This window comes from Sorangium sp. So ce426, assembly GCF_051475585.1.
Classification (GTDB): domain Bacteria; phylum Myxococcota_A; class Polyangia; order Polyangiales; family Polyangiaceae; genus Sorangium; species Sorangium cellulosum_B.
Genome location: NZ_CP150341.1, coordinates 11041518 through 11060990 on the forward strand (window position 1 = coordinate 11041518; position 19473 = coordinate 11060990).

The 19473-nt window shown below is 71.0% G+C and carries 14 protein-coding genes; 6 read left to right on the plus strand and 8 right to left on the minus strand.

Translation table 11 applies throughout. The features are described 5' to 3' along the window. Positions 1–179: 179 nt before the first annotated feature. On the minus strand, positions 180–794 hold the full coding sequence (locus WMF44_RS41465) for a helix-turn-helix domain-containing protein (protein ID WP_437295573.1): 615 nt from the start codon (positions 792–794) through the stop codon (positions 180–182). A 293-nt stretch (positions 795–1087) separates the two neighbouring features. On the opposite strand from WMF44_RS41465, the gene WMF44_RS41470 reads away from it, so the two are divergent. Next, positions 1088–2158, plus strand: coding sequence for a hypothetical protein (locus tag WMF44_RS41470; protein ID WP_437295574.1), 1071 nt, complete (start codon positions 1088–1090; stop codon positions 2156–2158). Here WMF44_RS41470 and WMF44_RS41475 read toward each other — a convergent pair. After that, positions 2129–2962 carry an AraC family transcriptional regulator gene (locus WMF44_RS41475; protein ID WP_437301669.1) on the minus strand — a complete coding sequence of 278 codons (834 nt, stop codon included), beginning with the start codon at positions 2960–2962 and terminating at the stop codon, positions 2129–2131. The genes WMF44_RS41470 and WMF44_RS41475 overlap by 30 nt on opposite strands. 344 nt (positions 2963–3306) lie before the next feature. On the opposite strand from WMF44_RS41475, the gene WMF44_RS41480 reads away from it, so the two are divergent. After that, positions 3307–4464, plus strand: a complete 1158-nt coding sequence (locus WMF44_RS41480; protein WP_437295575.1) for a pyridoxamine 5'-phosphate oxidase family protein — start codon at positions 3307–3309, stop codon at positions 4462–4464. A gap of 30 nt (positions 4465–4494) precedes the next feature. Here WMF44_RS41480 and WMF44_RS41485 read toward each other — a convergent pair whose 3' ends face one another. Beyond that, positions 4495–5598, minus strand: a complete 1104-nt coding sequence (locus tag WMF44_RS41485) for a metallophosphoesterase family protein (RefSeq protein WP_437295576.1) — start codon at positions 5596–5598, stop codon at positions 4495–4497. Beyond that, positions 5595–6755: a hypothetical protein gene (locus WMF44_RS41490; RefSeq protein WP_437295577.1), complete on the minus strand. Its 1161-nt coding sequence runs from the start codon at positions 6753–6755 to the stop codon at positions 5595–5597. The genes WMF44_RS41485 and WMF44_RS41490 overlap by 4 nt, the downstream gene beginning before the upstream one ends. 169 nt (positions 6756–6924) lie before the next feature. Between WMF44_RS41490 and WMF44_RS41495 the strand changes: the two genes are divergently transcribed. Together WMF44_RS41495 and WMF44_RS41500 are read left to right on the plus strand one after the other, a co-directional pair. After that, entirely contained in the window at positions 6925–7839 is a 915-nt protein-coding gene (locus WMF44_RS41495; RefSeq protein WP_437295578.1) for a hypothetical protein, read from the plus strand. A 253-nt stretch (positions 7840–8092) separates the two neighbouring features. Then, positions 8093–10129: a S8 family peptidase gene (locus WMF44_RS41500; protein WP_437295579.1), complete on the plus strand. Its 2037-nt coding sequence runs from the start codon at positions 8093–8095 to the stop codon at positions 10127–10129. A 143-nt stretch (positions 10130–10272) separates the two neighbouring features. On the opposite strand, the gene WMF44_RS41505 is transcribed toward WMF44_RS41500, so the two are convergent. Next, positions 10273–10959, minus strand: a complete 687-nt coding sequence (locus WMF44_RS41505; RefSeq protein WP_437295580.1) for a queuosine precursor transporter — start codon at positions 10957–10959, stop codon at positions 10273–10275. Positions 10960–11210: 251 nt separating this feature from the next. On the opposite strand from WMF44_RS41505, the gene WMF44_RS41510 reads away from it, so the two are divergent. After that, positions 11211–12287: a TIR domain-containing protein gene (locus WMF44_RS41510; protein ID WP_437295581.1), complete on the plus strand. Its 1077-nt coding sequence runs from the start codon at positions 11211–11213 to the stop codon at positions 12285–12287. 326 nt (positions 12288–12613) lie between these two features. Here WMF44_RS41510 and WMF44_RS41515 read toward each other — a convergent pair whose 3' ends face one another. Together WMF44_RS41515 and WMF44_RS41520 are read right to left on the minus strand one after the other, a co-directional pair. After that, complete coding sequence (locus WMF44_RS41515) at positions 12614–14938, minus strand: helicase-related protein (protein ID WP_437295582.1); 2325 nt, start codon at positions 14936–14938, stop codon at positions 12614–12616. Between the two features lie 66 nt (positions 14939–15004). After that, positions 15005–15955 carry a hypothetical protein gene (locus tag WMF44_RS41520; RefSeq protein WP_437295583.1) on the minus strand — a complete coding sequence of 317 codons (951 nt, stop codon included), beginning with the start codon at positions 15953–15955 and terminating at the stop codon, positions 15005–15007. A gap of 747 nt (positions 15956–16702) precedes the next feature. Between WMF44_RS41520 and WMF44_RS41525 the strand changes: the two genes are divergently transcribed. Then, on the plus strand, positions 16703–18352 hold the full coding sequence (locus WMF44_RS41525) for a serine/threonine-protein kinase (protein WP_437295584.1): 1650 nt from the start codon (positions 16703–16705) through the stop codon (positions 18350–18352). On the opposite strand, the gene WMF44_RS41530 is transcribed toward WMF44_RS41525, so the two are convergent. After that, the gene (locus WMF44_RS41530; protein ID WP_437295585.1) at positions 18349–19044 is read right to left on the minus strand and encodes a nitroreductase family protein; all 696 of its coding nucleotides are present in this window, start codon (positions 19042–19044) and stop codon (positions 18349–18351) included. The two genes, WMF44_RS41525 and WMF44_RS41530, sit on opposite strands and share 4 nt — an antisense overlap. Positions 19045–19473: the final 429 nt, after the last annotated feature.

Here is a 19473-nt window from a genome sequence, read left to right on the forward strand (position 1 = left end):
CCGACGGGCCGTGCCTCGTCGATCTACAGCGGTCTCCGCTGCGACGTGCAGAGCAGAGCGACGGTTACCCGCACAGGAGACGGGCCCAGATCGGCGTTTTCGGCGCGCAAGCGCACTCCGGTGCGCTGAGCACCGAAAACGTCGAGGTGGGCCCGTATCCGAAGCGGGTGACCGTCGCTCTAGGCGGCCGCGCTCCGGCGGCCGGCGCCGCTTCCCCCTTCGTTGAGCTTCGCTTCGTGCTTTGCGACCCACTTGCGGAGCCGCTGCGACAGAGGTGAGCGTCCGTTTTCGTAGTTGGCGACCGAGCTGCGCGCGAGGCCGAGCTTTTCGCCGAGCTCGGCCTGCGAGAGCCCGAGCTTCTCGCGAAGCACCTTCAGCGTCGTCGAGCCCGCCGCCGCTTGCGCGCGCGCCTGTGCGCTCGGAGGGGTCGGCGGCACGGCCTCGACCGCGCGCCCGGCCCGCTGGGTGCGCTCGACCGCCGCCGGCTGGGACTCGGCGCGGGCGCCTTCCGGAGCGGTGCGCCGCGCGACGGGCGCTCGGACGCTGTTCGTGCTCCCCGCGAGCTTCTCGCCGCAAAACGGGCAGAAATCGAACGCGAGGACCTTGCCCGCGTCGGTGCGGAGCTCGATTCCCTGGATCGACGCGGGGATCCCCTGCGCGCGGCGCTCTTCGCTCGCCCACCCGTACACGAGCGTGAGCCCGCGCTCCTCTTGATTCACCGGTAGCCCGGTCTGACTCATCCGAAGGCAGACCGTCCTGCCGTCGCGCGTGCACTGTCGTCCGATCATGGGCATCGTCATCTCCTCTTTTCCGTGCGGGCGCAGGCGTACCCGGTCGAACTTTTGCGCAGTACTGCTCACCTGTCAAGGTGGACACACGCCAGGTCGAACTTTTGCGCGATACTGTTCATTTGTCAAGGCAGAACGACGGGGAGCCTGGGCGAGGAAGAGGCGATGATGTTAGGGATCGTCGACGAGCTCGTCCTCGTAGTTTTTCACTGGTTCACGCGTTCACTTTTCAGCTCCAGCGTGGAACCCGCGCGTGGAGTGTCCACGTGCCCTCGCGTTCCTGGGGGAGCTTGCAGCCGATGAGCCCCGTCAACGTTTACCACTGCCAGCGATGCATCGCGCCGCTGGAGGTCCCGCCGGGCAGCCGCACGATCGTGTGCCGTTACTGCGGAACACACAACGAGCTGCAGCGCCCAGAGCTGCAGCGCGCAGTCCCGCCCGGCCCGCGCGGCCCGCCCGTCGCCGCGCCTCGCCCCGCTGCGGCGCCGAAACGCACGTCCGCGGCGATCCTCCTCGGGGTCGCCATCGCGATCGCCATGCTCGTGAGCATCGCCGTGCTCGCCCCGCGGGGCGCGCGGGTCCCCCGAGCGTTCCGCGGCCCGCTCGAGCTGGAGTGGGCGAACGAGCGGAAATTCGTCGTCAAGTCCGACGAAGCGCTCCACGGCGACGTCGCCATCTTCGAGGGCACTTACCAGATCACCTTCCACGGCTTCCCAGCAGGCACCAGATGGAAGGTCGCGGAGAAGAGCGGGCGTATCGAGAGCGACATCTATGACATCATCAAGCTCGACAATGTCGAGGGCCAGCTCGGGAGAGTTCCAATCGCCAGGTACCGCGAAACCCTGCTAGGGCCCAAGGCGAAGCTCGAGATCGAGCTCCCCTCCGGACAGACAGCTTCCATCGAGCTGCGCCAGGCCGACGCCGCCATGTCCGTCCTGTCGGTGCTCGATCGCGTCAAGAATGGTCCGGTCCTCTTCGAAGGCGAGCCGAAGCAGGAGAACGATCGGAGCAGCGTGCTCCTCCTCGAGACGGCTTCCATGAAGCTCTTCGGCCAGGCGGTCCTGCTGCAAGACGTCGATCTCGTTGCCATGACGCGCCGGCTCCCGGAGATCAAGGGCCGAAAGACGTGCACCGGGTACAAGGACCGCGCGGGCGAGCCGCTCGCCGACCTGACGATCCGGTTCAAGGAGACCGAGGCCACCGTGCTCGATCGGCGGACCGGGGCCGTCGTGCAGAAGAAGGTCTTTCCGCCGGATGAAGACTGCCCGATGTTCAGGTTGTCGATCGACGGCGATCGCGAGCGGGAGCAGGACAGCTACCCGCCGACGCGGGACATCGAGTCATGGCTGAGCTCTCTGGTGCAGCGTTGACGGACCGAGACGACGGGCCATGTACCGCGCCGGCGACGCGCCGAGCGCCTTGCGGAACATGGTGACGAAGCTGCTCGCGCTCTCGTAGCCGAGGTCGCTCGCGACGCTCTGCACGCTCGCTCCGCGCGAGAGCCGCTGGAGGGCCAGGACGATGTGGAGCTGCTGGCGCCAGCGACCGAAGCTGAGGCCGGTCTCCCGGACGAGCAGCCGGTTGAGGGTCCGCTCGCCGACGCCGATCCGGCGGGCCCACGTGCCCATCGTCGCGCCGTCGGCGGGGTTCTCCGCCATCGCATCGACCAGCTTTCGGAGGCGCGGGTCGGCCGGCATCGGCAGGCGATGTTTCTCGATCGTCGCCGCCGCCAGCTCGTCGAACAGGACGGCCACGAGCCGCGCATCCGGCCCGTCGAGGTCGTACAGCGCGGGACGCGCCGCGAGGCGGACGAGCAGCTCGCGAAAGAGCGGCGTGACCGAGACGGCGCAGCACTCGGCCGGCAGATTGGGAGCCACGTCCGGCTCCACGAAGACGCCGTAGCCCTCGAGCGGCGCGCGCCCTCGTATCTTGTGCAGCACGCCGGCGGGGATCCACAGCGCCGAGCGCGGCGGGACGATCCACAGCGCGTTCGACGCCTCGCACGTGACCTCGCCGCGCTCGAGGAAGAACAGCTGTGACTCGCGATGGCTGTGGAACTCGCTCTCCAGCCCGCCGGTGACCATGCTCATGCCGACGGCGCTGGCAGGCCGCGCGAGCGTGCTTCGCCACTGGCCACGATCCTCGCGCGCGAAGCGACGCGAGAGCGACTCCATCGCCTCGGCCGCCGATGCGCGCGGCTCGTTCGCGACCTGGACGTCGCCATGAAAGGTCCACCCGGGGGAGCCGATCGACGGCGACGCGGGCGGGGCCGGCGAGCCTTTCGTGGTGGAGCCGGCGGAGGACAAGGCCAATCCCGATGCCGGCGATGCCGCGGATGACACGGGCGACGCGGGACGCTTCCTTTGCTTCGAACCCATGGCCGGATTGCAAAACAAAATGTCCTCATCTCGGAATGCGGTCAAGCTCGCCGGCTGCGATGGTTCCTCTGCGCGCTCCGGCGGCCGTGCCGGAGCCCGCGAGACCGCTCTTCGGCGGACACGAACGCGGAGGCTCTTCGATGCGGAAGTTGATGACCGCGCAGCAGATCGAGGCGATCGTCGGCGCCCCGATCCCGGCCGTGCGCATGAAGCAGATCGGCGCCCTGGACGAGGGATGTCGGCGCGTCCTCGCCAGTGCTCCTGTCGCCGGCTTCGGTTTTCGTGACGAACAGGGAGGCTGGCGCAGCACCTTCGTCGGAGGCGCCCGCGGCTTCGCGCACGTGGAATCGCCGAAGCGCGTTCGTTTCGAGCTACCGGCGAGGCACCCGACGCCGGAGTCCGGCAGCGGCGCCTCGTTCGTCTTCCTCGTGCCGGGGATCGGCGAGACCCTTCGGCTCAACGGCTCTGTCGCCGAGCGACGCGGCGGCCGGATCGTCGTCACCGTCGAGGAGGCCTTCGTTCACTGCGCGAGGAGCATCCTCCGATCCCGCCTCTGGGAGGGGCCGCGCGCTCGCGCCGCCGGCACCGTCGAGCCGCCGTCGCCGCCTGATGGCGCGCGCCACGAGAGGGAAGGCGGACCCCTCGGCGATCCGAGCGTCGCTCGCTTCCTCGCGTCGAGCCCCTTCGCCGTCCTCTCGTCGTGGGACGCCGCGGGCTCGGGCGATACGAGCCCGCGAGGCGATTTCCCGGGCTTCTTGCGGATCCTCGACGACGAGACGCTCGTCATCCCCGATCGCCGGGGAAACCGGCGGACCGATACGTTCCACAACGTCGTGACGTGCGACAAGGTCTCCCTCGCAGCCGTGGTTCCAGGGCGCGACGACGTCCTCCACGTCGGCGGCACGGCGTACGTCACCGACGAGCCGGCGCTCCTGTCGACCATGGCGCTCGCGGGAAAGCCACCGCAGGCAGCGCTCGTCATCCGCGTGGCGCGCGCGGAGCTCCTGGCGAACGAGGCCCTGCAGCGATCGAAGATCTGGCAACGCTCCGCCGACGTCGACGCGGGCGCCGTCCCCGATCTGATGGCGCTGGCGACTCAGCACCTCGCGCTCAACGAGGACGGCGGCGCGAAGGCGGCGATGATTCGCCTCCTCGGCAGCGGCGCCGGCGCGTTCCCGAGGCTCATGCGCTGGCTCATCGATCTCGGCTACCGCAAGGGGCTGACGGACGAGGGCTACGACCGCGGCGCGGCGAGGGCGGACGACCCGGAGAGCCAGCGCGAAGATCGCCGGCGATGACGTTCGGCTCGGACAGCGACGCGATCCGGTTCAATCCACGCGAACCACGGCGACCTGCGCGATCTTGCCGGGGGGCTCGACGTCGACCGTGACGAAATGGCGCCCGATGCCGTCGAGCCGCTCGGGGATCGCGCCGCCGCCGCCCGAGATGTACGCGGGGATCCCGGCGTTCTCGAACGCATAGAACGAGTGGATGTGGCCGTAGAACGTGAGATCCACGCGCCCGCCCGCGAGCATCGTGAGGAGCTTGTTGGCCTCGGCGCGGCTCGCGAATGCGCCGTTGCGGGAGCCCACCGGGTCGAGGGGCGCGAGGTGCATCGTGACCACGTGCAGGAGATCCTGCCCCTCGGTGAGCCAGCCGTCGAGCCACCCGTAGGCGAGCGGATCGATCGTCGCGCTCGCCGAGTCGAGCATCGTGAACTGCACACCTCGGAACGCGAAGCGGTAATTCCCGCGGCCAAACCACTCGTGGTAGAGGTCGTCCCGCGTGCCGAGCTCGTGGTTGCCGAGCGTCGCGTAGCAGGGAAAACGGAGCGTCTTCATCTCGCGCTGGAATCGCTCGAGCTGCTCGGGCGAGCCCCGCGACGTGAGATCGCCGCTGATGAGCGCGAAGCGGACGCCCTCCGCCTCGTTCATCTTCGCGTAGATGTCCTGAACGCGGTCGATGTCCTCCTGGACGTCGGCGAAGACGGCGAACCTCCACGGCTCGCGCCGCGCCTCGTCCGGCGGGCGCAGCGAGAGGGCCGCCTCGGCGCCGGGCGGCAGGGAGAGGCGGAAGGTGCGCTGGGTCGGAAACGGCGCCTCGACGAGCTCCACGGGCACCCGCTTGTCCCCGACGCGCGCCGAGAGCTCGGCGTCCGCGAGCATGTTCTCGATCGTGATCTTCCACGGCCCGCCCGCCTCGTCGGTGAGGCGGATCGAGAGCGCGGGCGCGCTCGCCCAGAGCGCGAGCTCGCCCGAGTCGAGGCGGCGGACCGCCGCGAGCCCCTCGTCCACGGTGACGCGCGCCTCTCCCCGTGAGGCCTTTCCCACTTCCAGGTCGCGGCGCGCGCGGCCCTCGGCCACGTCCAGGCAGGAGAGGGCGAGCGGCGCGGTGAGGGCGATGAGCGCGAGGAGGGCGTCTCTCAGGATCATGGCGAGTCTCCAGGGCGGAAGAGCAGCGCGAGGCGCCCGACGTACGCGGAGCCCGCCTTCACGTCGGCGAGCAGGCCCCAGCGGGGCGAGGCATGGATCCGGCCCTCCAGGCCGAAATGGCCCGGGACGCCGCTGCCAAGGCCGGGGAGCTTCGCGCCGCCGACATACCCGTCGTGCCGGTGGTCGTAAACCACCTTGGCCTCGCCGCGCGGATACCCCGCGTGCCCGAGGTACGCGCCGAAGGCGAAGCGGGGAATCAAGAGCTCGTTCCCCTCGAGCGGGCGGCGGCCGTGGCGGTAGCCCTCGACCGCGATCCCCCAGCCCATCTCCGCGAACGAGCCCCGCAGCGTGCGCCCGAGGTGGGCGAGATCGAGCCGGCCCTCGAGGCTGACCTCGCCGGTGGTGATCGAGAAGTCGTCGGAGGTGTAGCGGTGATGGGTGAGCGCGCCCTCGATCTCGAGGAACGAGCCGTCCGCCGCGCGCGGGCCGTCCGGCGTGCCGGGGCCGATGAAGCGATGCGCGGCCTCGACGCGGAGGCGCGCATTGTCGTCGTTCAAGGCAAACCAGCCGGAGCCCGAGAGGCGGAGGGAGCTCAGGCGCAGATCCATGCCTGGCACGAGGAACGTGCGGTACGCGAACGTGGGGTCGTGGACGTAGGCGAACCCGAGCTGCGTCTCGACCCAGGGCAGCGACGAAGGAGGGCTGCCGGTGCCGCCCTCCGGGGCGAGCACGCCATAGAGGTCCGCCAGAAGGGAGATCCCGAACAGGCCCACACCCGTCACGGTGGTGAGCACGATCGGCGCGATGACGCGCCGCGAGGCCCCTGAGGCCGCCGCGCCCGCGAGCCCGCCCACGGCGAGGCCGGCGCCCGCGCCCTCGAGGGCCAGGAGGGTCCAGCCCGTGCCCGGCTCACCCAGGATCAGGTGCCCGGTGCCGTGCGCGATGACCCCTGGGAACACCGCGCCGGCCGCGGCGACGGCGCGGCGCCCGGCGGAGACATCCTTCGTCGGCGGCGCCGCGGTCGCTGGCCCCCCGCCTGGCGCGGCGGTGGCCGGGGAGATTGGCGCGCCATCACCCGCCTCGACCTCGGCCGGCGCGACAACGAGGAGGAGCGCCAGGGTGAGGACGTAGCCTGTTGTGCGCGGGGGCCTCAGCATCGATCTCTGCGTGGCGGGCGCCTAACGTGGCACGGCCGTGCCGGCTTTGCACGCGTCGAGAGCCTCCGACCCCCGCCCGCCCTCGACCATCGGTCCTGATGAGCGTGAAGCTGTAGCCGGCGCCGCGGGTCGGATAGTGTTGTCCGGCAACCAAGGAGAAGCCGCGAAGATGATCCGATCCTCACGCGCCGCGACGGCGGCCATGACAAGCCTGTTCCTGCTCCCGCTCGGAGCGTGCGTCGCGGCGTCGGGGGCCCAGCCTCCCGCCGCGGCCACCGCCCCGTCACCCAGCCCGGAGCCCGCGGCCCCTGCGACGAGCCCCGCTCCGGCCGCGACCGCGCCGGCGGCGGCCGCCACCGCGCCGGCGACAGCCACGCCCGGCCCGGCGGCCCCCGCGGCGGTGGATCTCGATGCGCTCTACAGCGAGGCGATCTTCAAGTCCGCCGTCGTCACGCCCGCTGCCGCGCGCAAGCTCGTGCCGCTCAAGCCCGACGCGAACGGCACCTACACCGTGACCACCTGGGCCGGCTGCCGGGGCGACGGCGGACCGAACAAGTGCGGCGCCTACGTGGCGCAGCAGCCCGTGAACGTGAAGTGGGACGTGTGGGTCACGAGCAACGGCGAGCTCCAGAACAAGTGCAAGACGTGGACAGGCGATGTGGTGCTCCAGATCCACCAGCTCCTCGGCCTGTCAGCCCCGCAGCCGCCGCTCCCCGCGGACACGACGGAGCGGCAGTTCGTCACGTTCTCCGGGGTGCCGGCCGCGAGCATCTTCCGCCCCTGCACGGACGCCCGCGTCGACACCGACTCCTGCGACGGGACGAAGCTGCCTGCAAAGCAGCCTTCACTGGCGCCGGCCGATTACTACAGGTGGTTCACGAACCATGCGATGTCGTCGTGGCAAGTGCCGGAGAAGGGTCAGACGCCCACGGGCTTTCCGTGGACCAGGCTCGGATATTCGTACAACTGGGCGCCGGGCGCGGACATCTACGGGGCGTCCGAGTACGTCATCTCCGGCGGCGCGAAGGCGGTGAAGGTCACCGTCGCCGCCGTCCAGACGGCCAAAGATTTCTGCAAGCCTTGAGCAGGCGCGCGTCGACGCTGCGGCGCAAAACGCCGCAGGCGTGATTTGATCTGATCGTTCGATCGAGGCCGATCGATCGTTCGATCCACCGGTCCTCCAGCACGACACACGCCTGGTCCGCAGGGACGCTGGCGACGACACAGCGCCGGCCGTCGCGCGTTCGCCCGCGAGGCACGCCCTCGGCTGGATCACCACGTGCATGGCTTCGTTGCGCCTGGGAGGGGATCAGCACGCTCGAAAGGGACAACGAACCATGAGAACAAAGCTCTCTTTACCCTTCGCATTCACCCGCCGGGCCGCCTTCATGGCGGTCGCGCTCACCGTCGCCCCGGCGCACGCCGCCGCGCCCATTCACGTCGTCGAGCCGTCCGACCCAACTGCGTCGATGCAATGGCACCTCGATGCGATGCGCGCGCTGGAGGGGTGGGCGACCGTCAAGGACCTGCCGTCGACGGCGACCACGCTCGCCGTCATCGACGCCAACATCGAGCTCGGCAGCCCCGAGATGCAGGGCCGCACCGTCACCGGGTGGGACTTCCGCTTCGACCAGCCGTACCCGACGGCCTGGATCCTCGGCTCTTCCGCTCACGGGACGCTCGTCGCCAGCCTTGCCGCCGCGAACACCGGCAACAACTTCCTCGGCGCGGGCGTCGCCGGGCCGACCTCCGCGGTCAAGGTGATGCCGCTGCGCATCGTCGACCAGAGCGATCTCTGCGCAACCGGGTTGCGCAGCGACGATCCCACGCGGACGCAGACGATCGCGACGGCGACCCTGCGGGCGCTGGACTACGCCATCGACCGCGGCGCCAAGGTCATCAACATGTCCCTCGGCAGCCTGACCACGCCGCTCACCGCGGAGCCGTTCCGAGCGGTGATGCAGAAGGCGCGGGACAGAGGCGTGCTCATCGTCACGGCGTCCGGCAACGAGGGCATCGACCACGATCGCCTCGCGAGCGAGGACCTCGTGTCGATCCATGTCTACGATCCGGCCGATCCGGACGCCCCCGGCAGCACCGCCACCACGGGCAAGGACGGGTGCCTCTCGTCCGTCGCCGGCTCGTACAGCAAGTTCTCGGGCGACCTCACGGCCGGCGAGCGCACGAAATGGCAGAACGGCACGGTCGAGGACATCACCGTCGACGGCAAGCCCTACAAGCGCCGGTACGTCACGGCGGTTCCCCGGGGCACCAGGTCCTACCCCGGCGCGTTCTCGGAGGCGCCGTTCAACTTCGACAACATCGTGGTGGTCACCGGATCGAACCAGGCCGGCGGCCGGTGGAAGGCTCCGTGTCCGGGCACGCCCGAGGAAGCCCGCACGCGCATCTGCGGCGGCGCGAACTACGGCACCTACGCCGACGTCGTGGCCCCTTCCGAGGGCGTGATCGTGACCGCACAGGTCATCCCCGGCACCCCTGGCACGTGGTCATCGCAGTCGGGCACGTCGCTCGGATCCCCCATGGTGGCCGGGGCGGCGGCGCTGCTGCGGTCGGTGCGGCCGGACCTCACGCCGCAGCAGATCAAGGCCGCCATGCTGCATGGGGTGAGCGACGCGAACCTGCGCACGGGCAACATCGCGCCGTCCGACGTCTTCAGCGTGACCCGCATGCTGGCCGCGGCCGGCATCGGCGTCGCCGACCCGAGGCCGCCGGCGTCAAGCGGATCGATCGACGCGCCGATCTGGAACGCCGCCACGCGGACGAGCACGTTCACCGATGACGTCACCAGCGACCCGGGCGGCTCCATCACCAAACGCGACTGGACGTTCGTCGACGCCGAGGGCAGGACGACGCGGGCGACCAGCACCGGAGCCTCGACGAGCCAGAGCTTCCCGCTCAACGGCCCTGTCACGACCACGCTGAAGGTGACCGACAACGCCGGCAACACCCGCACGCTGCGGCCCGTGACGGACTCCGTGTACGGCGCGCGCCGTGACGTCGTGAAGCTCAGGTTGGAGGGCGCCCAGCCCTACGTGCTCGACGGCGATCTGCTCAGCGGCAACCTCGCCGCGAGCCAGGTCAATCTGCAGAAGACGGTGAAAGGCACCGGCACGATGCGCAACCTGGCGGGCCAGACGGTCACGGTGACTGTCGACGTCAAGACCAACCTGTTGGGCGGCAACGCCTCGGGCACCGTCGAGGTGAGAGACCCGGTGAGGGGCACGCTCACGCTGACGGTCTCCTCGGCCACGATGACCCGGGACACTGCCACCGACGCGATGGCGGTCAAGAGGACCGGCCTCACGGGCACGTTCACCGGGCTGGATCTGTCGGTGCGCGACACCGACGACTGACCTCGCGCCGAGCGGGGCGCCTGGCCAGGCGCGGCGTCGGCGGGCGCGCGCTTCCTTCGGCGCGCGCCCCGCTGGACGTGGCGTGAACGCAGCTGGGACACAAGCTCTGCTTGTGTCCCTTTTTTCAAGTGCCGGAGGCGGAGCTATACCTGCTGCCCCGGGGCCTCCTTGCCTTTCTTGTCGGGCACGAGATAGATGCCCGGCAGGCTTATCAGGGTCATGGCGAATTTGGTCGCCAGGTTGATGGCGAAGATCTGCCGGATCACGTCGAACGGCAGCACAAAGGCAAAGGCACCGAAGCAAAACAGCAGGTTGTCGACCGGGACGCTGACCGCGTTGCTCGCGAGGACCGCGAGCCACTGGCGCCTGGGGCCCGCTTTTCTCAGATAGGCCTCGCGGACCCGATGGAAGACCTCGGTGTCCAGCAGCTCGCTCACGACCTCCGCGACGATGCTCGCGAACACGATTCGCCACACCGGGCTCAGGATCGCCGAGAACTGTTCGCCGAGCCCCCAGGACGGGTCGGACGGCACTTGCGCGGCCCAGAGGAGATAGAGGGCCATCAGGAGATTGGCCCCGCCGGCGCAAAAGATCAGCGTCTGGGCGCCACGCTTGCCGATGGTCTTGTGGACCATGTCCCGCAAGGTGAAGGTGAGGGGATAGATGAAGGTCCCCATATCCACGGCCAGCGAGAAGACGACGCCGATCTTGAGGCTTGCGATCTGACTGATGAGCTGCGCCGCGATATAGAACGAGATGACGATGATGGCCGCCGGCCTGATGGCGCTCGTCAGATCGTGGCTCGCGCTCCTGGACGACAATTCGGACATGAGAATCGCCTCGTTTCAAGGCAGGTTCGGGGGCCGCCGCAGTCTTGAGCCCGGGTGGATCGATCGCACGGCGCCGCGAGCCTAGATGGCCGCCGGCGGCGAGGACAAAGAATCAACGACGACCCCGGCGAGGCTCGCTGCGTGGCGCACCCGTTTCCGTGCTCGCGCGGCCACGGTCGGCAGGCGCGGGGGCCAGCAGGATCGACCTTGCGGACGCCACGAACTCCTGCGCGTTCGTCGTCGATCCTGGTATGCTCGCGAGCGTGGCCGATCTGGCGATCGACATCTTCATCTCCTATGCGCATGAGGACGAGGCGCTGAGGTGTCGCCTCGATAGCCATCTGGGCCCGCTCGTCCGGCAGGGGCTCATCCGTCCCTGGCACAGAGGGCTGCTCGGGGCCAACGAGGAACGGAGCGCGACGGCCGCCACCCGGCTCGCGCAGGCCCGTATCATCTTGCTGCTGGTAAGCGACGATTTCCTGGCGGACGACGAATGCGGCGCCGACGTCGAGCAGGCGCGTCGGCGGCTGCTGACCGGCGGCAGCGCGCGGGTGATTCCGATCATCTTGCGCCCGTGCGACTGGAGCGCTGCGGCGTTCGCGTTCCTGACGCCCCTCCCCGCGGGCGGCGAGCCGCTGGCAAGCTCCCCTGACCCCGAGATCGCCTGGGCCGACGTCGCGGCGCGCATCGAGCAAACCGTCGTCGTGACGCGCCTCACGCGGCCGAGCGTCACCCCGGGACAGCCGCGCCGGGCGAGCGCCGCAGGACAAGTTCGAGTCAGCGGTGTTGTCCTGCGCAGCATCGATCGGACGCTCATCGACGAGCGCGGCAGGAGCGCACGCGACCAGGTCGTGGCGCAGATGCCCGAACACTGCCGCGACGACCTCCGCCATGAGTCGATCGATCTGCTCGCGAGATACGATCTCGAGACCCTCACGACCTACATGGATCTCGCCACGTCGCTGGTCCTGCGGGATCCCGAGCGCTGGCGTGACTTCGGTCGACTGGCGGTCAGCGGCGACCTGCACCAGCTCGTGCGCTCGGTTTACGCGGTGCCGACGGTGGACGTCGTGCCCGTCCTGCACCGTACGACCCGCATCCTGTCGTGCCTCTTCACGTCCGGATCTTGGCGTGTCGACACCGGATTTACCAGGAAGGTGGTGCTGACCATCGGCGCTCTCGGCCCCCCTTCGGTGCTGCTTCGTTGGTGGATTGTTGGGGTCATGGAGGAGATCGTGCGACGCGCCATGTCGAGCGACGTCAAGTGGGCTATTGCGCACGGCGAGTCGAGAGGCACCCCCGAGCTTACCTGTGAAATCAGCTGGTGAGGGGATGAGGGACTCAAGGATGAATGCTTGTCGCAACGCGCGCGTCGTTTCGCGAGGCTGTCGCCGGATCGTCGCCGTTCGGTGAGCACACGGCCCGGCTCGACGTCCGGGTGCCTCGTGCGTCCGACGAGAGGCAGGCGACCCTCTGGTGATGGGGGAGCTCCCCCACGTCGCCGGAATGATGAAGCCGCCAGGCCGCCACGAGACGCCAGGATCTTTGTTTTTTTCTTGGCGTCCTCGGCGCGCTGGGCGGCACGTCGCCGAGGATCCGCGGCCCTCTGCGCTCGACCTCGACGTCGGACGTTGCCGGCCCCCTCTCCTCTCCCCTACCCCAGCAGCGACGCCGCCACCCTCGGCGCCTCCCGCGCGGAGCACCCCATCCAGCCCGAGAGCCGCTCCGCCGGCTCGCCGCTCGCGAGCGCCCGGAGCACCCGCTCGGCCACGTCCGCGCGGAGCGCCCGCGTCCCGAACACCGGGTAGCCGATCGCCGCGTACGCCTTCGGATCCACGCCCCGCGCGACCGCCATCGACACCGCGCCGGGCGCCGGGCACGCGGGCACCTGGCCGCGGTCGAACCAGGCGGCGCACAGCGCGAGGCGGCGCTCGAGCGCGCCGCGCCGGAGCAGCGGCTGCACGTAGAGCACGCGCTCGCCCACCTCGATGCCGTGCGCCGCGAGCAGCGCCCTGCCCTCCGGCGCGAGCTCCGCGACCTGCTCCTCCGCGTCGCGCGCCGCCGCCGTCCCGAGCCCCTGCTCCAGCTGGTAGACGATCCCGCGCGCCGCGGCCGGGAGCGCGCGGACCTCGGGCGAGCGCAGCGGCGCGAGCAGCGCCTCGACGAGATCGCGCGCGAACGCCACGAGCCGCCGGAGCACGCGCGACCGCGCCCCCGCGCCGAGGTCCTCGAGCGCGGCGAGCCGCACGTCGGGCAGGAGCAGCGTCGGGCCGCGCGCGAGCTGGCCGAGCAGCCGCTCGCCGTCGAAGATCCGCCCGCCCACGTCGACCGAGAACCGCTCGTACGGCGCCCCCACGAGCTCCTCGACCCAGCGCGCCCGGTCGTCCTCGGGCGCGGGCGCCGCGGGCCCCGGCGCGAGCCGGGCCCGGAGCGCCGCGATCCGCGCGAACGGGTGCCCCTCCGGCACCACCGGCGGCTCGGCCTCGTCCCGGCGCGCGCCCGGCGACGACCGCGCGCTCGACGCCGCCCGCGCGCCCGGCGCCGCCCGCAAGCGGCGCCCCGCCCCGCCGCCCCGCTCGACGAAGCGCTGCACAAGCCGCTCATGGAGCGCGTCGCTCAGGCGATCCTCGATCGCCCGCGTGCGCTCCTGCCACGCCGCCGCGTCGCGGACCCAGCGCGCGTGGTTCGAGATGTACGTCCACGTCCTGATCGACGCGATCCGCGTGATCAGCGTGTCGATGTCGCCGCCCACCTCGTCGATCTCGGCCACCCGGGCGGCCATCCAGCCGGCGTCGAGCGCCTCGCTCGGGCCCGAGAGCTGCCCGTAGATCTCGGCGAGGAGCGCGACGTGCGACTCGAACAGGAGCTTGCGGAAGTCGGGGATGCGGCAGACCTCCCAGAGGAGCCCCACCGCCTCTTCACCCCGCGCGCGCGCTCGCACCTCCGGGTCCTCGGCGAGCCTCGCCAGCGCGGCCGTGTCCTCCGCGTCGTCGACGAGCCGGAGCGAGCGGGCGCGCGGCCGCGCCCTGAGCGACGCGAGGAGCGCGTCGATCGAGCTCATGTCGAGCGCGCTGCTCCGCCAGAGCAGCCGCCGCACCGGGGGGAACCGGTGCGCCTCGATCGCGGCGGCCACGCCGTCGGGGAGCGAGAGCGGCGCGACGGTGCCGAAGGTCCCGTCCGCGAGGTGCCGGCCCGCGCGGCCGGCGATCTGCGCGAGCTCGGCGGGGTCGAGGTCGCGCACGGCGCGCCCGTCGAACTTGCGGAGCGCCGCGAACGCGACGTGGCGCACGTCGAGGTTGAGCCCCATGCCGATCGCGTCGGTGGCGACGAGGTAGTCGACCTCGCCCGACTGGAAGAGGGCGACCTGCGCGTTGCGCGTGCGCGGCGAGAGCGCGCCGAGCACCACGGCCGCGCCGCCCCGCTGCGCGCGCAGCCGCTCGGCGATCTCGTAGACCTGCGGGGTCGAGAACGCGACGACGGCGCTGCGCGGCGGCAGGCGCGAGAGCTTGCCGGCGCCGGCGCTCGCGAGCCGCGAGAGGCGCGGGTGCTGGACGATGCTTGCGGTCGGCACGAGCTCGGCAACGAGCGGCCGCATCGTGTCGGCGCCGAGGAACCATGTCTCGCGCCGGCCGCGCGAGAGGAGCAGGCGCTCGGTGAACACGTGGCCGCGCTGGTCGTGCGCGGCGAGCTGGATCTCGTCGATGGCCAGGAAGTCGACCTCCAGATCGACGGGCATCGCCTCGACGGTGCACACCCAGTAGTCCGGCCGCCTGGGGACGCGCTTCTCCTCGCCGGTCACGAGCGCGACGCGGGCCTCGCCGACCTGGGTGCTCACCCGGTCGTAGACCTCGCGCGCGAGCAGCCGCAGCGGCAGGCCGATCATGCCCGAGTCGTGCGAGAGCATGCGCTCGATGGCGCGGTGGGTCTTGCCGGTGTTGGTCGGGCCCAGGACGGCGGTGATGGGGGAAGCGTCGACCATGGCGCACGCAGCTTAGTACCGGACGCCGCGGTTACGCCCCTGCGCGACGCGCCGAGGGCGGTGGTCCTAGCGCGCCGTCGGGTCCGCGAGCCAGGCGGCGAGCGCCTCGGGCGGGAGCGCCAGCCTGGCATCGTCGAGGCGATCGGCGCCGAAGCGCTCGAACCGTTCAGCCAACAGGGAGTGCTCCATCTCGGTCAGCGGGCGGCCCAGCTTCTTCTCGAACTGGCTCGCCAGCACCCGGAGCTGCCCCTCCTTGCGCCCCTCCTTGCGCCCCTCCTGGAGGCCCTCCTTGCGCCCCTCCTGGAGGCCCTCCCTCCGCGCCTCGTCGCGTAGCGACTGCTTGAGCTGCTCGAACCATTGCTGAACTTCCGTCACGATCTCCTCCTCTTCCGCGTCTTCTGCGGTGCGCGCCGAGGGCTCTGCCGGGGTCTCGAAGCGCAATCGTAACAGCCAGGGCAGGGCGATGCCCCTCTCCCAGGCGTCGTCGGGCAGGGCGACGAGCTCGCGGATGGCATCCCGGAGCACGGTGCGCGCGCCGAGCAGGCGCAGCAGCAGGGTGTCTCGGGTGCGCGGCAGCTCGGCGATGACAACGAGGTCGATCCGCCATCCCGGCGCGGCCCGGTAGAGGCCGGGGCGCCCGGGCACCGGGTCGAAGCCGAACGCGTCGAGCACGGTGGTGGGCCGACCGCTGCTGAGGACGCACAGCCGCGGGAAGGGCACGGCGCCGCCGGCGCGGCGCTCGAGCTCATGGTGCCAGTGGAGCTGCTTGCGGACGCAGCCGCGCAGCTCGGCCGGACCGGGGGTGTCGTGGAAGGGCTCGAACTGGCAGGGCTCTGCCGCGAGCTCGCCGAGCAGGCCGAGCTCTGCGCGCAACGGGGCGCGGGCGGGATCGGGCACGTACCATATGTCCATGGTCTGGGATGTTGCGATGACCTCGACCTGAGCGTCGGCGCCGCCGACGAGACCGAGGGTCTCGCGCAGGACGCTCTTGCCTAAGGCGTCGAATTTGCTGCGCATCGATATGGTGACGAGAATGGGATTCATCGGACGCGTCAGCAAGCCAATTTTCGCGCGAGGCGTGCTGTTTTTGCGAAATGAGGGAGAGCGGCGTCGCGTATGGAGAGGAGAAGAATCTGGCGATTACATGCGCCACATCGATGTCGTTCAGAAATCGTGTCTTCAGCGCTGCACCGCCACCGCGTTGGGGGGCGCGAATCGATGGACAGGAGAGTGGTAGTTCGTCGCGCGGAGGTTCGGGGTGTGCGTGCGCGCACCCCGGGAGAGCGCGAAGGACGCGGCGGTCGAAGACGTGGGCCTTGACGCTGGGGATCGGGCTCCCGCGCACGCAGCGCGCTGGCCCGTGTCACGGACGAGCACGGCAGCTCGCCTTTACCTCTGGGCTGCATCGACGTCGGCGCTCGGCGGGCCCCGAACGCCTGAATAGCCGGAAAATTTCACCAACATTGCATGCACGGGAGCAGATCCCTGGGCCACCTGGGCGGGAGCAGCTTCTCCCTCTTCAGCGACATCGCCCCTGGCCTCGATGCCGCGGAGCGCCCGGAGGGCCTGGGAGCGGCCTGCCGGTGCGGGGAAGGAGAAGATGCGACAGCAGCCCGCGCGCGCTCGGCCTTCGTCGCGTCGCCGCGCCCGTGGCATGATGAGGCGAGATGCCGGCCGCTGTAAGGAGCGCGACATGGGGCCCGGCCTCTGCTAGACCGCGGGGGCCCGAACGGAAGGACGCTGGGACGCGGAAGGCTCGATCGCATGCTGTCGCTTGAAGCGGGGAGCGTCGTCGGTGGGAAGTATCGCCTGGAGCGGCCGCTGGCGGGCGGCGCCATGGGCTTTCTCTGGGTGGCCCGGCACCTCCAGCTGGACGTCGAGGTCGCGCTCAAGTTCATGATGCCGCAGCACGTCGACTCCCCCGTCGCGCGCGCGCGGTTCGAGCGGGAGGCGAAGGCCTCGGCCCAGCTCCGGACCCCCAACGTGGTCCACGTCTACGACTACGGCCTCGAGGGCGACACGCCCTACCTCGCGATGGAGCTGCTCGAGGGAGAGGACCTCGCGGCGTACCTCGCGCGCCACGGGCGCCTCGAGCCGGAGGAGCTGCTCGGCATCGTGAGCCAGGTGTCCAAGGCGCTCCGCCGCGCGCACGAGGTGGGGCTCATCCACCGCGACCTCAAGCCGGCGAACATCTTCCTCGCGCGGCAGGGCGAGGAGATCGTCAAGATCCTCGACTTCGGGGTCGCCAAGGCGATCGGCACCGGGCTGGCCGCCGACGCGACGAAGACCGGCACGCTCATCGGCTCGCCGCACTACATGAGCCCCGAGCAGGTGCGCCGGAGCAAGACGATCGACTTCCGCAGCGATCTCTGGTCGCTCGGCGTGATCATCTTCCAGTGCCTCACGGGCCAGCTGCCCTTCCCCGGCGAAGAGCTCGGCGACGTGCTCGTGGAGATCTGCACGGGCGACATCCCGGTCGCCTCGCAGCTCGCGCCGAATCTCTGGCCCGAGCTGGATCGTTTCCTGGAGCGCGCGCTCAAGCGCGAGCCCGCGGAGCGCTTCCAGAGCGCGAGCGAGCTCGCCCGCGCGTTCGCCGCGGCGGTGCAGCGCACGGCGGTCCCGGACTCGCGCGACTCGCTGGACTCGACCGAGGCGCTGGCTCACGGCGTCGCGCCGGCTCTCGGCAGCGCGCCAGCTCACGGCGTCGCGCCGGCTCACGGCGTCGCGCCAGCTCACGGCATCGCCCTGGCTCTCGGCATCCCGCCGGCTCACGGCGTCGCGCACGCTCACGGCGTCGCGCCGGCCGGGGGTGGCACCGTGGCCCTGGACGACGCGGTGACCGCCGGCGGCACGCTGGCGGCGGGCGGGACGGTCGTCGAGGACCGCACGCGTGTCCCGGGTGGCGTGGTGGGCGCGAGCGACACGCTGGCCGCTGGCGGCACGCTCACCGCCAGCGGCACGCTCGAGGCCGTGGGAGGCGCGCTGCCCCCGCCCGTGGATCGTCGCGCCCCGTCGCGGGCGGTGCTCGCCGTGGCTGCCAGCGTGCTCGTGGTCGGCCTGGGGATCGCCGCCGTCGTCCTGCTTCGCTCGCCTGCTCCCGAGGTCACCGCTGCCCCCGCGGCGACGTCTCCGCCGGACGCTCCGGCGTCCGCTGCACCGCCGACACGGGTGGAGGAGGCGCCTGCCCTGCCTCCCCCAAGCGCGAGCGCCGTCCCCGCCACGCCGGCTTCGTCGGCCCCGACCAGCGCGGCCTCCGCCTCGGCGCCCCCCCCGTCGGCCGCCCCCCCACCTGGCGCCGCAAAGGCCACGCCAAGGCCTGCGCGCCCGCAGGCGCCTCCCCCGGCCAGGCGGCCCTCTCAGGGGGCGCCCTCCAGCAAGGGCGCTTCCGAGAAGGATCCGACCTTCGGCTTCTAGTATCCCGTCGCTGAAGAGCGCGGACTGAGACCGTCGATGAACTTGACCGTCTCGTCGAGCGGCGCCCGGCCCGTACGGGTGTAACCGACCGTGGGGTCCTCGTAGCCGATCGACATGCCGCAGAAGAGGATGAGCCCGTCCGGGGGTGACAGGACCTGCGCGACGGTCTTGCGAACCTGCGACCACGCCATCTGCGGGCAACTGTGCAGCGCTTCGGCGCGCAGCAGCAGCATGACGGTCTGCAGATACATCCCTGTGTCGGCCCACTGGGCCGGGCCCAGGTCACGGTCGATGTAGCAGAACAGGGCGGCGGGCGCGCCGAAACAGTCCCAGTTGGCGATCGCGGCCCTCTGCCGCGCCTCCCAGTCCTCGCGAGCAATGCCGAGCGAGGCGTAGCGCTCCCTGCCGAAGGCGGATCGGCGCTCTCTGTACGGGGACTTCATTCCCGGCGGGTACATTTCGTACTCCCGCTCGTCCCAGGGGTCGCCTGCAGCCACGCGCTCAACGGCGAGCCTCTTGAGCTCAGCCAGCGGCGCGCCGGTCACCACGTACGTGTTCCACGGCTGGAGGTTCGACCCGGAGGGCGACCAAGCCGCTGCGGATAACACGCGCTCCAGCACCTCCCTCGAGACGGGCTGGTCGGTGAATCCGCGCACCGCCCGCCGGCTCCTGACTGCCTCATAGACGTCCATGACCGCCTGCCTCTCCAGATCTTCTCATTGAAATCACAATCCTATTCGACGACCTGGCCAGGGTCGAATCGCCGCGTGGCGGAGCGAGACCGACTCGGGTGGACCGCGCTCATCGCCTCCACGGACGTCGCCGCTCCTGTCGTCAGGCACCTCGCGCCCGCGCGCGAGGACGAGGACTTCGGGCACGGCGACCTCCCACGCCACGGACGCCGTCGACCAGGCCTGGGCGCCGCTCGCCCGGTGGCTCCTCCACCACGGAAGCCCCGCGGGGAGCGCGCCGGGTCCTCCGAACCGGCGCGCTCCGGGCTGCACGACGAGCGAGCTACCCCGGGCTCGACACGCCCGGTGATGGTTGGGGGCGGCGCTTCAGCCCCTCGAAACTCCAGCCCTTCGGAGGCCCGCCCCGCCACCACGCCAGCAGCCGGCCCT

What these genes read in the sequence shown, in the direction of transcription:
- WMF44_RS41465 (WP_437295573.1), bottom strand. Translation starts at nt 794, where the DNA reads ATGCCCATGATCGGACGACAGTGCACGCGCGACGGCAGGACGGTCTGC.
- WMF44_RS41470 (WP_437295574.1), top strand. Translation starts at nt 1,088, where the DNA reads ATGAGCCCCGTCAACGTTTACCACTGCCAGCGATGCATCGCGCCGCTG.
- WMF44_RS41475 (WP_437301669.1), bottom strand. Translation starts at nt 2,962, where the DNA reads ATGGAGTCGCTCTCGCGTCGCTTCGCGCGCGAGGATCGTGGCCAGTGG.
- WMF44_RS41480 (WP_437295575.1), top strand. Translation starts at nt 3,307, where the DNA reads ATGCGGAAGTTGATGACCGCGCAGCAGATCGAGGCGATCGTCGGCGCC.
- WMF44_RS41485 (WP_437295576.1), bottom strand. Translation starts at nt 5,598, where the DNA reads ATGATCCTGAGAGACGCCCTCCTCGCGCTCATCGCCCTCACCGCGCCG.
- WMF44_RS41490 (WP_437295577.1), bottom strand. Translation starts at nt 6,755, where the DNA reads ATGCTGAGGCCCCCGCGCACAACAGGCTACGTCCTCACCCTGGCGCTC.
- WMF44_RS41495 (WP_437295578.1), top strand. Translation starts at nt 6,925, where the DNA reads ATGATCCGATCCTCACGCGCCGCGACGGCGGCCATGACAAGCCTGTTC.
- WMF44_RS41500 (WP_437295579.1), top strand. Translation starts at nt 8,093, where the DNA reads ATGAGAACAAAGCTCTCTTTACCCTTCGCATTCACCCGCCGGGCCGCC.
- WMF44_RS41505 (WP_437295580.1), bottom strand. Translation starts at nt 10,959, where the DNA reads ATGTCCGAATTGTCGTCCAGGAGCGCGAGCCACGATCTGACGAGCGCC.
- WMF44_RS41510 (WP_437295581.1), top strand. Translation starts at nt 11,211, where the DNA reads ATGCTCGCGAGCGTGGCCGATCTGGCGATCGACATCTTCATCTCCTAT.
- WMF44_RS41515 (WP_437295582.1), bottom strand. Translation starts at nt 14,938, where the DNA reads ATGGTCGACGCTTCCCCCATCACCGCCGTCCTGGGCCCGACCAACACC.
- WMF44_RS41520 (WP_437295583.1), bottom strand. Translation starts at nt 15,955, where the DNA reads ATGCGCAGCAAATTCGACGCCTTAGGCAAGAGCGTCCTGCGCGAGACC.
- WMF44_RS41525 (WP_437295584.1), top strand. Translation starts at nt 16,703, where the DNA reads ATGCTGTCGCTTGAAGCGGGGAGCGTCGTCGGTGGGAAGTATCGCCTG.
- WMF44_RS41530 (WP_437295585.1), bottom strand. Translation starts at nt 19,044, where the DNA reads ATGGACGTCTATGAGGCAGTCAGGAGCCGGCGGGCGGTGCGCGGATTC.